This is a genomic window from Marinobacter bryozoorum, assembly GCF_023156245.1.
Lineage (GTDB): Bacteria > Pseudomonadota > Gammaproteobacteria > Pseudomonadales > Oleiphilaceae > Marinobacter > Marinobacter bryozoorum.
On sequence record NZ_JAKZAH010000027.1, the window covers coordinates 21422 to 34233 of the forward strand.

Consider the following 12812-nt stretch of genomic DNA (forward strand, 5'->3'; position numbering starts at 1 on the left):
CGCCTGTCCGGGCCTGTTGACGAACGGTACAAACAGAAAGGGCGGCCTTGCGAGGCCGCCCTTTCTGTTTCAGGTGGAGGCTGGTGGGATCAGTCCTCCGGGTTGATGTCCAGCAGCTCGACATCGAACACCAGGGTTTCATTGGGGCCGATGCTCATGTTGCCACCGGGGCCATAGGCCAGGTCTGAGGGAATATAAAGCTTGAAGCGGCTGCCTTCGCTCATCAGCTGAAGGCCTTCGGTCCAGCCCTCAATCACCTGGTTCAGGCGGAAGGTGACCGGCTCGCCCCGTTCGCGGGAGCTGTCAAAAACCTCGCCGGAGAGCAGTTCGCCGGTGTAGTGGACCTTTACTTCATCTTCCGGTCCGGGCTTCTCGCCGTTGCCTTCTTCCAGCACCTCATACTGCAGGCCGGACTCGGTGGTCGTCACTTCGTCACGCTCGCCGTTCTCTGCCAGGAACTGCTCACCGGCCTCGCGGTTGCTGGTGGCGGCCTGCTCCATCTCCTGCTGTTGCTGGGCCTGCATCTCCTGCTGGTAGGCCATCATCGCATCCTGGATTTCCTGTCGGCTCAGGCGGACGGAGTCATCGTCTGCATGGCCGTGGCGGAAGCCTTCAATAAACTGTTCCAGTTCCAGCCCGGGCAAGTCGTTCTGCATGCGCTCTGCAAGCACCATGCCCATGCCATAACTGACTTTCTCGCTGTTGGTTTCCAGCGGCGCCTGGGTAACTTCAGGGCTCTGGGTGCCAGCGGTACATCCGGCGAGTACACCGGCAACGGAGAGGGCGATCAGCGTTTTCTTCATGGTCATTCCTGTCACAATAATGTGTTGTTCGCGGGTAAAGGCCAAAGGTAACCGCTTTAAGGCTGTGATACTACTGACGGAGTCGTAATTTCGCGCCGTGCATCAGCTGTCGGACCGTGGCTGCCCGGGCTCGAGTGAAAACGGAGCCGAGTAGGGTGAGATCAGGTCATCCTCGGCGGGGGCTGGTGGCACCGGCTGCAAGGTCCGGGTGTCCTGGCCCGGCTCGATGGCCAGGGTATTCCAGTTGCCGTTTTCCGGGGGCTGGTCGGCATAGTGCCAGCTGCCGTCCGGGGCCTGCCATTTGAAGACAATGTCAGGTCCGGTGGGCCTGGTCGGGGCAGGGACCAGGGCCTCGAAAGAGGGGATGGTGCTGGCTTCATCGGCGCCTTCCGGGCTGGTGGTTGGGCTCTCTGGTGCCTTGACGCCAAAAATAAGCAGCGCGACCAGCAGGCCCAGCGCCGGGAAGGCCAGTCGGATCAGCCAGCGGGTCATGGCGCCGGGTGCCCGTCTGGATGGCAGCCAGAACACGCAGGCGAGGAAATCTGGTTGATGAGCTGTGCCAGATGTCTGATCATGGGCTCCGTTTTTGCGTTGAGGCTGCCGTTGGTGTCCGGTGCGGCCATGCGGAGGTTCTGTTCCGCAAGCCGGGTAGTATCTGCTGTCGGGCTGGCAACAGCGGTGTCACGAAGTGCCTGCCAGGCCCGGTAAAGCTCGACCCGCTCGGCTTCCAGTTCGGCTTTTGCCAGAGCTTGCCGCAGTGGTGTGAGCAGGTTATCGGATTTATCCAGTGATTTCTTAAGGGATCGTACGGATTCTGTTACTGTTCCGCGCCACTGGCGCAGGTCATCAGGTTCGTGGCCGGAGTATTTACAACCCGTGCTGGCAAGCCATCCGGCACATAGCAGGCGGGTGACTGACCAGCCCTGCTGCTGCAACTCCAGGCACAGCTCGCTGGCTTCTTGCCGCTGCCAGAGCGTCAGCGAAAATCGCCACAGGGGTGTATCCGTATCTGGCGTGTGGACTGGTTCCTGAGCTGCCATAGGTCGTCCGTCAATCGATACCCGGTTCATTCACGAATTTTACCCCGGGAGCGTTATAATCCCGCAATGATTACGATAAGCAATCTCAGTTTACAACGTGGTGGTGTCTGGTTGCTAGATTCCACCAGCGTGACTATCCAGCCGGGCCAGCGGGTGGCCATTGTCGGCGCCAACGGCGCGGGCAAGTCCAGCCTGTTCCAGTTGCTGCTGGGCCAGCTGTCCGCAGAGCAGGGCTCGGTCGGCCTGCCCGGTGGCTGCCGCATTGCCCATATGGCACAGGAAGTAGAGGCATCGGGGCGCAGCGCCCGGGAGTTTGTGCTTGATGGCGATAGTCGCCTGCGGGAGCTGGAAGCGGCCCTGGCAAAGGCAGAAGCGGAGGGCGATGACCATGCCATGGCCCATATCCACGGCGAACTGGATGTCCATGAGGCCTGGTCAGCACCCCGCCGGGCAGAAGCGCTGATCCGTGGGCTGGGGTTTGCCGAAGGGGACGCTGACCGCCCGGTATCCTCGTTTTCCGGTGGCTGGCGCATACGGCTGAACCTGGCCCAGGCACTGATGAAACCCTCGGACCTGTTGCTGCTGGACGAGCCCACCAACCACCTGGACCTGGATGCCTGCCTGTGGCTGGAAAACTGGCTCGCCCGATACCCCGGTACACTCCTGTTCATTTCCCACGATCGGGATTTCATGGACCGGGTGGCCACACATATCATCCACTTCGATCGCAAGAAGCTGGTGCAGTACACCGGTAACTACTCGGCGTTCGAGCATCAGCGCAGTGAGCGGCTGGCCCTTCAGCAGGCCAGCTACGAGAAGCAGCAAGCCCGGGTTGCCGAGATCCAGCGCTTTATCGACCGCTTCAAGGCCAAGGCCACCAAGGCGCGCCAGGCCCAGAGCCGTGTCAAGGCGCTGGAGCGGATGGAACAGATCGCGCCCGCCCATATTGATTCGCCATTCAGCTTCACCTTCCCAGTGGCCGACAAGGTGTCGAACCCCCTGTTGTCGATTCGCAACGGGCGGGCTGGCCATGGTCATACCGTCGTCCTGTCCGGGCTGAACGTCACGCTGCTGCCGGGCAGTCGCATCGGCCTGCTGGGTCCAAACGGCGCTGGCAAGTCCACGCTGATGGATGCCCTGCTGGGCGAGGCAACCCTGCTGGCGGGGGAGCGAACCACCGGCGAGCACCTGGCCATTGGCTACTTCGCCCAGCACCAGCTGGAGTCCCTGGACCTGGACGCCAGCCCGTTTCTGCACCTGCAGCGGCTGGCACCAAAAGCGTCGGAACAAAGCATCCGCAACTTCCTGGGTGGCTTTGACTTCCATGGCGATGAGGCGCTCTCGGCCATTCGCTCGTTTTCCGGCGGTGAAAAGGCCCGGGTAGCGCTGGCAGTCATCGCCTGGCAGAAGCCGAACCTGCTGTTACTCGACGAGCCCACCAACCACCTGGACCTGGAAATGCGCCAGGCCCTGACCATGGCCCTGCAAAACTTTGACGGCGCCATGGTCGTGGTGTCCCACGACCGGCACCTGCTGCGTAATACCGTAGACGAGTTCTGGCTGGTCAGTGATGGTGCAGTATCACCCTATGAGGGCGACCTGGAGGATTACGAACGCTGGCTGGCGGAGCGGCGGCGGGATGACGATGAACCCCCGCGCAGGGATAGCCAGGCAACTGTTGCAAGCCAGGCGACCGGATTAACCGCCGAGCAGCGCAAGGCCCAGAAGCGGGAGCAGGCCGAGCTGCGGAAACAGTTGAGCCCCTGGAAGAAGCAGCTGGCCCAGGCCGAAAAGTCCATGGAAACCGCCCAGGCCAAACTGGCCGAGCTGGAAGAAACCCTGTCGGATGCCTCCCTGTATGACGCCGCCAACAAAGAGCGCCTCAAGGCCCTGCTGGGTGAGCAGGCCAGTGCCCGCTCAGCGCTGGAAGCCGCAGAGGCGACCTGGCTGGAAACCGGTGAGAAACTGGAAGAACTGGAGGCACAGCTGGAGACCTGATGACGGGCCCTGCTGAGAGCGCCGGCTCACTGGTCAGGGACCGTAAATCCGGGTATCAGCGGGTCTGGACTTCCAGCGAGAAACCCTGCTTTGCGAGGTAGTCCTTTTCGTTTTCCAGGTCTGCCAGGGTCAGGGGTCGCTGGCTGAGCCAGTCTTCATCGAAGGTCAGTTGCAGTCGGCGGTTCGACGCCTTTGCGGTCAACGCCGGCGGCGCCTCGTAGTTGCGGGCGTGCTGCAGCAGAACTCCGAGCCGGAGCAGTACACACAGACGCTTGAGGCGCTGGGCGTCGGCAGGCTCGAAACCGTCGAAGATCGATGGGGCAAACTTGCGCCGATGCCCCCGCACCAGCGTCGCCAGCTCCTGCTGGAACTGTTGCGTGAAACCGGGCAGGTCAGAATAGTGAAGCAGGTAGGCACCATGCTTGTGGTACTGGCTGTGCGCAATGGTCAGGCCAATCTCGTGTAGCCGTCCGGCCCATCGCAGCAGCTCTTCATCCCCAAGCGTGTTGATGTTCCAGTCCCGGCATACGCCCCGCCACAGGGCGATGGAAGAAGCTTCCACGGCCTCACCATGGCGCTGATCCAGGTGATAGCGCTCCTGCAGCGCGGTAATGGTACGTTCACGAACATCCTCGTGCTGAATTCGCCCCAGGATGTCGTACAGCAGCCCTTCACGCAGGGCGCCGTCGGCATAGGTCATCCCTTCAATGCCGAGGGACTCGAAGGCCGCCAGCAAGATGGCGAAGCCCGCCGGGAAAATGCTCTGCCGGTCCGTGCGAACCCCAAGATCCGCCAGGCGCCGCACATGGCCCATATCGATCAGCCGTCGGCGCAGCTCCCGCATACTCTTCAGGTCTATGGCCCCATCGGTGATGCGCAGGGTCGCCAGAACGTTGGCTACGGCCTTGATAGAGCCGGACGATCCCACCGCACTGTGCCAACCCAGTTCCCGGTAACGGGAACGGATATTGAGCAGCTCCTGGGATGCATGAGTGACGGCCTGGTCCATCAGCCGTCGGGTGATCTTGCCGTCGGGGAAGTAACGATTGCGGAACGACACACAGCCCATATGCAGGCTTTCCAGCGCCTGGGTCTCGAAGCGCTCGCCGATAATAAACTCGGTGCTGCCGCCGCCAATATCCACCACCAGCCGGCGGCCGGTGTCATCAGACAGGGTGTGAGACACCCCCAGGTAGATCAGGCGGGCCTCTTCCCGGCCGGCAATGATCTCTACCGGGTAGCCGAGAACGTCCTCGGCGCGGGCGATGAACTCCTGGGTATTGCGGGCAACCCGCAGGGCATTGGTGCCGACGATCTGAACGGCTTCCGGGGGCATGCCGCTGAGGCGCTGGGCGAAGCGACTGAGACAGGCGAGGGCCCGTTGCTGGGCTTCTTCGGTGAGGTTGTTGTTGGCGTCCAGGCCAGCCCCCAGCTGAACTTTCTCTCCCATCTTCTCTAGGGTCCGGATTTCACCGTGTACCTGGCGGGCGACCACCATATGAAAACTGTTGGAGCCCATGTCGATGGCCGCAAGCAGCTCGGGCGGGTTGGCGTTGTCTGAAGCCGTCACGTGTCTTGAAATCCTCTTGCCAGCCTATATAGTGAGGCGCCTGCGCCGCTGCCGGTACTATAAGCGAATTACATCAAGCCTGTCAGTACTGGAAGCGCCTGGTGTACCAACCGGAAGCTTCTCCCGGAACACACTGGCAATAGCGGAGACTACTGCCACGGGGACGCTTCACAGGTGGAAGCCAAATCGCGTAAAGTAACGTATAGTCGCTTTTCAGAAGCCACCCTATTTTGTTCGCGGCGGTGATGCCACCGTCAAAGATCCAGCTCACCGGACGCCAGGCCCCGCAAGGGTTTCCGGCCTCCCGTGACAGAAGCAGGAAACAGCAATGAGCGGAAATATCGTAAACGTAACCGACGATTCCTTTGAGCAGGACGTACTGAACTCCGACACCCCTGTACTGGTGGACTACTGGGCAGAGTGGTGCGGACCGTGCAAGATGATTGCCCCGGTACTGGAAGAAATCGCCGAGGAATACGAAGGCAAGCTCAAGGTCTGCAAGCTGAACATCGACGAAAATGAACAGACCCCGCCGAAATTCAACATCCGCGGCATTCCCACCCTGATGCTGTTCAAGAACGGCAACGTGGATGCCACCAAGGTAGGCGCCCTGTCCAAGTCCCAGCTGGCCGCCTTCCTGGACAGCAACCTCTAAGCGGTTAATGTCCACAGCCGCCCCTGAACCTGGCCCCCGAACACAGGCCAGGGTCACGGGCGGTTTTTTATTGCCATGACCAGCGACCGACCTCCCGCCATCATCGGCCTGCTCCTCGCCGGTGGCAAAGGCTCCCGAATGGGCGGCCAGGACAAGGGCGTGCTCCCCTGGCAGGGCCAGCCCATGGCCCGGTGGGTCTACCAGGCCCTGGGCGCAGTAACCCCCGCCGTATTCATCAGCGCCAATCGTTCCCTGGACGACTACGAACAACTGGCCCCGGGCCACGTCCTCCAGGACCCTGACGACCTTCGCCACCAGGGCCCCCTGGCCGGCCTGCTCACCGGTCTTAAAGCCGCTGCTCGTGAAGGCGCCAGCGCAGTCCTCGTCTGCCCCTGTGACACCCCCGGAATCACCCCGGCCACCCTCGACGCCCTGGTAACAGCCTGGGAGGCGCAGCCTGAACGCCCGGTAATAGCCGAAAGTGAGGGCAGGACACACCCCCTGCATGGGGTCTATCCCGTCAGCCTTATGGTTTCTCTCCAGCAGTGGCTGGAATCCGGTAACCGTCGGGTGATGGGATTTGCAGAGTCGGTTGGGGTAACGGTGGTTGACTGTCCGGAAGCCGGCGAGATTTTCAGTAACCGAAATAAACCAGCTGATTTGCTGTAGTTTTTTTGATGCCGAAAAGCGCAGTTTAAATCGGTATCCGGGTGGGGGAGCTTTCTGCAGGAAAAAGGTGTCTGAGCAAAGCGAGTTCTTTTTCCGGAAGAAAGCTCCCCCACCCGGGTACCAGCCACCAGGCCCTGAACAAGGGGGCTATCCCTCCCAACGCCCACCAACTGCCAAGTCCGAATCCTTCTGCGCAACCCAGTGCTCCCCCGACTCAGTGAGCTCCTTCTTCCAGAAAGGCGCACTGGTCTTCAGCACATCCATCAGAAACTGGCAGACAGCAAACGCGTCCCCGCGATGGGCGCTGGCCACACCCACAAAGACAATCTGGTCTGAAAGCCGCAATGTACCGACCCGGTGAATCACCTTCACCCGGCGAACGTCCCACCGTTCCCGGGCCTGGCGGATCAGGTCACTGATCACCTGCTCGGTCATGCCGGGATAATGTTCCAGGTACAGCCCGGTTACCCCCTGAAGATCGCCGCTGTCCCTTACCAGGCCGGTAAATGTCGCGATGGCACCCGTACCCGAGCCACTGTCCCGAAGGCTTTCATATTCTGCCGCAGGATCGAAATCCGCTTCGCCGATGCGCACCTCTTCCATGCCTAGCCTCCGGTTACCGGCGGGAAAAAGGCCACTTCATCCCCGGGTTGCACCGGGGTGGCAGGTTTCGCCATGGCCTGGTTCACTGCAATCATCACCGGCTGGTCGCCGGTCAGCTGTGCCCAGGCGCCGCCACGACTCGACAGCTGCTCCAGCAGGTTGCCGGCCGTCTGGCCGGGCTCGCAGGGCAGGGTTTCCCGGTCCGTACCCAGCTCTTCACGAAGGCGGGCAAAAAAACGAACGGTCACAGTCTGGTCACTCATGGTCGTCATCCAAGCAATTCACTGAAAGCGTAGTAAAGCACGCTGTCTCCGGCAGACAGGGTGGTATTTTCAGGCACCACCGCAAGGCCTTCCCCCCAGCACGCGGAACTCAGCACACCGGAACTCTGGTTCGGGTAGGCGGCTACCTCGACCTGATCGCCATTGGCCTGCTTGCGGGCCCGCAGGAACTCCCGGCGTACCGAAGGCTTGTCCACCGGGAACGCCGCCGGCAAACGTTCGCCCAGGGGGCGGTAGCGACGGTTGCCCTGGCAATGGCGAATATAGGGCAGCCCGGCCACCAGGAAGGTCACCAGCACCGCAGCCGGGTTACCGGGAAGGCCCAGCACCGGCGTACCGTCCAGGGAGCCGAAGGCCAGGGGCTTGCCGGGCTTGATGGCCAGGCGCCACAGGGAAAGCTCGCCAGTTTCTTCCAGTACTACACGAACATGGTCTTCCTCACCGACGGAAACGCCACCGCTGGTGATGATCAGATCGGCTTCGGCGGCCGCCCCCAGCAACGATGCCCGGGTGTCCTGCCGGTTGTCCTTCAGCGTCTCGCAGCGAATGATCTCGCAGCCGACGGTCTGCAGCAGTCCCCTCAGGGTATAGCGGTTGGTGTTGTAGATCTGGCCGGGCTGTAGTGGCTGGCCAGGGTCCACCAGCTCGTCGCCGGTGGAAAAAACGGCTACCCGAAGCGGTTGCAGCACCTCGACTGAGCCAATGCCCATAGAGCCGAGCAATCCCATTTCCTGGGGCCGGATGGGCGTGCCGGCGGACAGGGCGATGTCGCCACTGCGCAGGTCCTGGCCCTGGCGCCGGATGTTCTGGCCCTGTTCAACGGTTGCGGTTATAGCGATACCGCCGTCCTGCTGTTCGGTTCGCTCCTGCATCACCACCGCATCGGCTCCGGCCGGAATCTCCGAGCCGGTAAAAATGCGCACGGCAGTGCCAGGCTCCAGGGTGCCGGGCGCCTGTCCGGCCGCAACCCTGGCCGATACGGGCAGGGGTGCCCCGGAAGCGGTATCCGCCATCCGCACGGCGTAGCCGTCCACGGCGCTGTTGTTTGCGGGTGGTACGTCTGCCGGCACCCGGATATCCCCTGCCAGGATGCGACCGAGGGTCCGCTCCAGGGGGAGCTGTTCGGTCCGGTCCATCACGTGCGCCCGGGCCAGCAGGTGTTCCAGGGCATCGTCCAGTGACGTCAGGATCTGTCCGCCCATCACGCCTGTGCCTTGTCGCCGATGACTTCATCCAGCCGGTGAACCGGGCGGTCCGGTTTGCGCTGCACCAGGGCTGCGAAGTTGCAGGGGCCGTGGCGGCTGTCCAGCTGCGTATTCAGGATGCCTTCCCAGCCGGTGCGGCAGGCGCCGGTGGAACCGGGCAGGCAGAAGATCACGGTATGGTTGGCAAGCCCGCCAAAGGCCCGGGACTGGATGGTGGAGGTGCCGATGTCCAGTTGTGACAGCCGGCGGAACTCCTCACCAAAGCCATCAATGGTCTTGTCCAGCAGCGGACCGACAGCTTCCGGGGTGCTGTCGCGCTCATGGAAGCCGGTGCCGCCGGTAATGATAATGCCGTGAATGGCCGGGTCCGCGATCCAGCGGGACATCAGCGCGCGCACGAGGTAAACGTCGTCCGGCAGGATGCGGCGGGCGGCCAGCTGGTGGCCGGTGGCGAGCAACTGGTCTTCCAGGTACTGCCCGGAGGTGTCTTCCTCCGGACCACGGGTGTCGGATACGGTCAGCAGGGCGATGTTCAGGGGCACCAGTTCGCCGGTGGGTTTGCTGCTCATGGAAATCTCCGCAGTGGTCATGAATGTATTGGTTCCAGTATCCGCATTGGTCCCGGCCATTGGAAGGGAATACCCCAACCGGTATAGGTAATGTTCCGGTCAAACCGGGGCGGGGCGCAAAAACCGGTGCAAAAATGGGCAGTAACACTTGACAGAGGTACAGCCGGTAGTCGATTATCCTGTTTGCCTGGCGAACGGTTGTTCTCCCTGTCCCTGGCCTCTATATTTTCCGGACTCCATCACTACCGGTTGCTCCATCTGGCCAGCACCAACTTTTTACCGTTTATCTGATCAACCCGTTCAGGGGCATCCCTGTCATTTCAACGATCGCTTACTTCCATTCCTGATAATCCAACAAACTATGAATCTTACTGAACTCAAGCAGAAGTCTGTGCCCGAATTGCTCGACATCGCGCAGGAAATGGGCCTGGAGAACCTCGCCCGTTCCCGCAAGCAGGATGTCATCTTCACCATTCTGAAGAAACACGCCAAGAGCGGCGAAGACATCTACGGCGATGGCGTACTGGAGATTCTGCAGGACGGCTTCGGCTTCCTCCGCTCCGCCGATGCCTCCTACCTGGCCGGGCCCGATGATATTTATGTCTCTCCCAGCCAGATCCGTCGTTTCAACCTGCGTACCGGCGACACCGTCTCCGGCAAGATCCGTCCGCCGAAGGACGGTGAGCGGTATTTTGCGCTGCTCAAGGTCAACGAGATCAACTTTGACCGGCCGGACAATGCCCGCAACAAGATTCTGTTTGAGAACCTGACACCGCTGTTCCCGGACGAGCGGCTGGTGCTGGAAGCCGGTAACGGCAGTACAGAAGACCTGTCTTCCCGGGTGCTGGACCTGGTGGCACCTATCGGCAAGGGCCAGCGTGGCCTGATCGTTTCTCCACCCAAGGCGGGTAAGACCCTGTTGATGCAGGGCATCGCCCAGGCGATCACCCGTAACAACCCCGAGTGCCATGTGATGGTGCTGCTCATTGATGAGCGTCCGGAGGAAGTGACGGAGATGCAGCGCACTGTGCGCGGCGAGGTTATTGCCTCCACCTTTGACGAGCCGCCGGCCCGTCACGTCCAGGTGGCGGAGATGGTGATCGAGAAGGCCAAGCGCCTGGTGGAGCACAAGAAGGATGTGGTCATCCTGCTGGACTCCATCACTCGCCTGGCCCGTGCCTACAACACGGTCATCCCGTCCTCAGGCAAGGTATTGACCGGTGGTGTGGACGCCCATGCCCTGGAAAAGCCCAAGCGCTTCTTCGGTGCGGCCCGGAATGTGGAAGAGGGCGGCAGCCTGACCATCCTGGCAACGGCGCTGGTGGATACCGGTTCCAAGATGGACGAGGTTATCTACGAGGAGTTCAAGGGTACCGGTAACATGGAGATACACCTGGACCGCAAGATTGCGGAGAAGCGGGTCTATCCGGCCATGAATATCCGGCGCTCCGGTACTCGCCGCGAGGATCTGCTGATGACTGAGGCAGACATTCAGCGTGTCTGGATTCTGCGCAAGTTGCTCCACTCCATGGACGACGATACGGCGGCCATTGAATTCCTGCTGGACAAGCTCAGGGATACGAAGACCAACGACGAGTTCTTCCAGTCCATGAAGCGTCGTTAATAGCCGCTGGTCCGGTGGGGACTTCTTTGCGCATGGGCCCTGGGGAAGGGGCAGCATCGTGAAGCCCCTCACCGGACGCGCCATGAATACCTCCCTGTAGGCTCGTGTTGCCATCCCTGGCAACACTTAATGGTCCGGTGAGGAGCTTCACGACACTGCCCCATTAACCATGTGCGCGCATCGAACAGCAATCCATGTCGGAATGACCTCGTAATAGATGGAGTCCCGTTCCTGCCACCAACACCAGCAGGCCGGGGCGAAACGTCGACCTTTGGGCACCGGGTGAATAACCAGACGGAGACCGGCATGAAATACAACGACCTGCGAGACTTCCTTGCCCAGCTGGAAAAAATGGGCGAGCTCAAGCGTATTTCGGTTGAGGTGGACCCCCACCTGGAAATGACCGAAATCTGCGATCGCACCCTGCGGGCGGGTGGGCCGGCGTTGCTGTTCGAGAACCCGAAAGGTTATGACATGCCGGTACTGGGCAACCTGTTCGGAACCCCGAAACGGGTGGCCATGGGCATGGGGCAGGACAGTGTTACCGCCCTGCGGGATATCGGCAAGCTGCTCGCCTACCTGAAGGAACCGGATCCCCCCAAGGGCTTCCGGGATGCCATCGAAAAGCTCCCCCTGTTCCGCCAGGTTATGCGCATGAGCCCGAAAGTGCTGCGCTCGGCTCCCTGCCAGGAAGTGGTGCTTGAGAAGGACGATGTGGACCTGGGCAAGATACCCGTTCAGCATTGCTGGCCAGGGGATGCCGGGCCGCTGGTGACCTGGCCCCTGGTGATTACCCGTGGTCCCCACAAGGAGCGCCAGAACCTGGGCATCTATCGCCAGCAGGTGATTGGCAGGAACCGCCTGATCATGCGCTGGCTCAGCCACCGGGGCGGTGCGCTGGATTTCCAGGAGTGGCAACGGGCCAACCCGGGACAGCCATTCCCTATTGCCGTGGCACTGGGCGCGGACCCGGCCACCATTCTCGGGGCGGTGACGCCGGTGCCCGATACGCTCTCGGAGTATGCCTTCGCAGGGCTGCTGCGAGGCGGGCGCACCGAACTGGTCAAGGCCGGGCTCAGTGATCTTCAGGTGCCCGCCAGTGCCGAGATCGTGCTGGAAGGGTTTATCTACCCGGACGATACCGCGCCCGAAGGCCCCTTTGGTGACCATACCGGCTACTACAACGAGGTGGAGCAGTTCCCGGTGTTTACCGTGGAGCGTATGACCCACCGGAAGGACCCCATCTATCACAGCACCTACACCGGCCGGCCACCGGATGAGCCGGCGATTCTGGGCGTGGCCCTGAACGAGGTGTTCATTCCCATTTTGCAGAAGCAGTTCCCGGAGATTGTCGACTTCTACCTGCCGCCGGAAGGTTGTTCCTACCGCCTGGCGGTGGTCACCATGAAGAAACAGTACCCGGGCCATGCCAAGCGGGTAATGATGGGTGTCTGGTCGTTCCTGCGTCAGTTCATGTACACCAAGTTTGTCATCGTGACCGATGACGATGTGAACGCCCGGGACTGGAACGACGTCATCTGGGCCATGACTACCCGGATGGACCCGGTCCGGGATACCACGATGATTGAAAATACACCGATTGATTACCTGGACTTTGCCTCGCCGGTCTCCGGACTGGGCTCCAAGATGGGCCTGGACGCCACCAGCAAGTGGCCGGGGGAAACGGACCGGGAGTGGGGCACGCCAATCACCATGGATGACGACGTGAAACGTCGGGTCGATGAGAAATGGGACAGCCTGGGCATTGAAAACCCGGGCTCCCGCCCCGAGTAAT

13 protein-coding genes are annotated in these 12812 nt (G+C 61.6%); 5 read left to right on the forward strand and 8 right to left on the reverse strand.

Going from position 1 to position 12812, the window contains the following annotated elements:
• Positions 1-89 precede the first annotated feature (89 nt).
• From bamJ to MLC59_RS13885, 3 genes are all read right to left on the reverse strand, one after another.
• A complete protein-coding gene (gene bamJ, locus MLC59_RS13875; RefSeq protein ID WP_248235185.1) occupies positions 90-803 on the reverse strand; it encodes a BamJ family beta-barrel-assembly machinery protein in 714 nt (237 codons plus the stop codon).
• Between the two features lie 102 nt (positions 804-905).
• The gene (locus MLC59_RS13880; RefSeq protein WP_248235186.1) at positions 906-1295 is read right to left on the reverse strand and encodes a DUF4124 domain-containing protein; all 390 of its coding nucleotides are present in this window, start codon (positions 1293-1295) and stop codon (positions 906-908) included.
• The gene (locus MLC59_RS13885; protein WP_248235187.1) at positions 1292-1843 is read right to left on the reverse strand and encodes a DUF2390 domain-containing protein; all 552 of its coding nucleotides are present in this window, start codon (positions 1841-1843) and stop codon (positions 1292-1294) included. Before MLC59_RS13885 ends, MLC59_RS13880 begins: the two co-directional genes overlap by 4 nt.
• Positions 1844-1909: 66 nt before the next feature.
• Here MLC59_RS13885 and MLC59_RS13890 point away from each other — a divergent pair, with 66 nt between their 5' ends.
• The gene (locus MLC59_RS13890; protein ID WP_248235188.1) at positions 1910-3841 is read left to right on the forward strand and encodes an ATP-binding cassette domain-containing protein; all 1932 of its coding nucleotides are present in this window, start codon (positions 1910-1912) and stop codon (positions 3839-3841) included.
• Between the two features lie 55 nt (positions 3842-3896).
• Here the strand turns inward: MLC59_RS13890 and ppx are convergent, their stop codons facing one another.
• The gene (gene ppx / locus MLC59_RS13895) at positions 3897-5411 is read right to left on the reverse strand and encodes an exopolyphosphatase (RefSeq protein WP_345799782.1); all 1515 of its coding nucleotides are present in this window, start codon (positions 5409-5411) and stop codon (positions 3897-3899) included.
• A 328-nt stretch (positions 5412-5739) separates the two neighbouring features.
• Here ppx and trxA point away from each other — a divergent pair, with 328 nt between their 5' ends.
• Positions 5740-6066: a thioredoxin TrxA gene (gene trxA / locus MLC59_RS13900; RefSeq protein ID WP_091848782.1), complete on the forward strand. Its 327-nt coding sequence runs from the start codon at positions 5740-5742 to the stop codon at positions 6064-6066.
• A 75-nt stretch (positions 6067-6141) separates the two neighbouring features.
• On the forward strand, positions 6142-6735 hold the full coding sequence (gene mobA / locus MLC59_RS13905) for a molybdenum cofactor guanylyltransferase MobA (protein ID WP_248235194.1): 594 nt from the start codon (positions 6142-6144) through the stop codon (positions 6733-6735).
• A gap of 147 nt (positions 6736-6882) precedes the next feature.
• Here mobA and MLC59_RS13910 read toward each other — a convergent pair whose 3' ends face one another.
• Genes MLC59_RS13910 through moaB form a run of 4 tightly spaced genes read right to left on the reverse strand, consistent with a single transcriptional unit; the run spans position 6883 to position 9393 of the window.
• Complete coding sequence (locus MLC59_RS13910; protein WP_248235196.1) at positions 6883-7338, reverse strand: molybdenum cofactor biosynthesis protein MoaE; 456 nt, start codon at positions 7336-7338, stop codon at positions 6883-6885.
• A 2-nt stretch (positions 7339-7340) separates the two neighbouring features.
• Positions 7341-7601 carry a molybdopterin converting factor subunit 1 gene (moaD, locus tag MLC59_RS13915; RefSeq protein WP_248235198.1) on the reverse strand — a complete coding sequence of 87 codons (261 nt, stop codon included), beginning with the start codon at positions 7599-7601 and terminating at the stop codon, positions 7341-7343.
• A gap of 5 nt (positions 7602-7606) precedes the next feature.
• Entirely contained in the window at positions 7607-8821 is a 1215-nt protein-coding gene (locus MLC59_RS13920) for a molybdopterin molybdotransferase MoeA (RefSeq protein WP_248235199.1), read from the reverse strand.
• Positions 8821-9393 carry a molybdenum cofactor biosynthesis protein B gene (gene moaB / locus MLC59_RS13925; protein ID WP_248235202.1) on the reverse strand — a complete coding sequence of 191 codons (573 nt, stop codon included), beginning with the start codon at positions 9391-9393 and terminating at the stop codon, positions 8821-8823. The genes MLC59_RS13920 and moaB overlap by 1 nt, the downstream gene beginning before the upstream one ends.
• A gap of 361 nt (positions 9394-9754) precedes the next feature.
• Here moaB and rho point away from each other — a divergent pair, with 361 nt between their 5' ends.
• Both rho and ubiD read left to right on the forward strand, forming a co-directional pair.
• The gene (rho, locus tag MLC59_RS13930; protein WP_248235205.1) at positions 9755-11017 is read left to right on the forward strand and encodes a transcription termination factor Rho; all 1263 of its coding nucleotides are present in this window, start codon (positions 9755-9757) and stop codon (positions 11015-11017) included.
• 306 nt (positions 11018-11323) lie between these two features.
• The gene (ubiD, locus tag MLC59_RS13935; protein WP_248235206.1) at positions 11324-12811 is read left to right on the forward strand and encodes a 4-hydroxy-3-polyprenylbenzoate decarboxylase; all 1488 of its coding nucleotides are present in this window, start codon (positions 11324-11326) and stop codon (positions 12809-12811) included.
• Position 12812 lies beyond the last annotated feature (1 nt).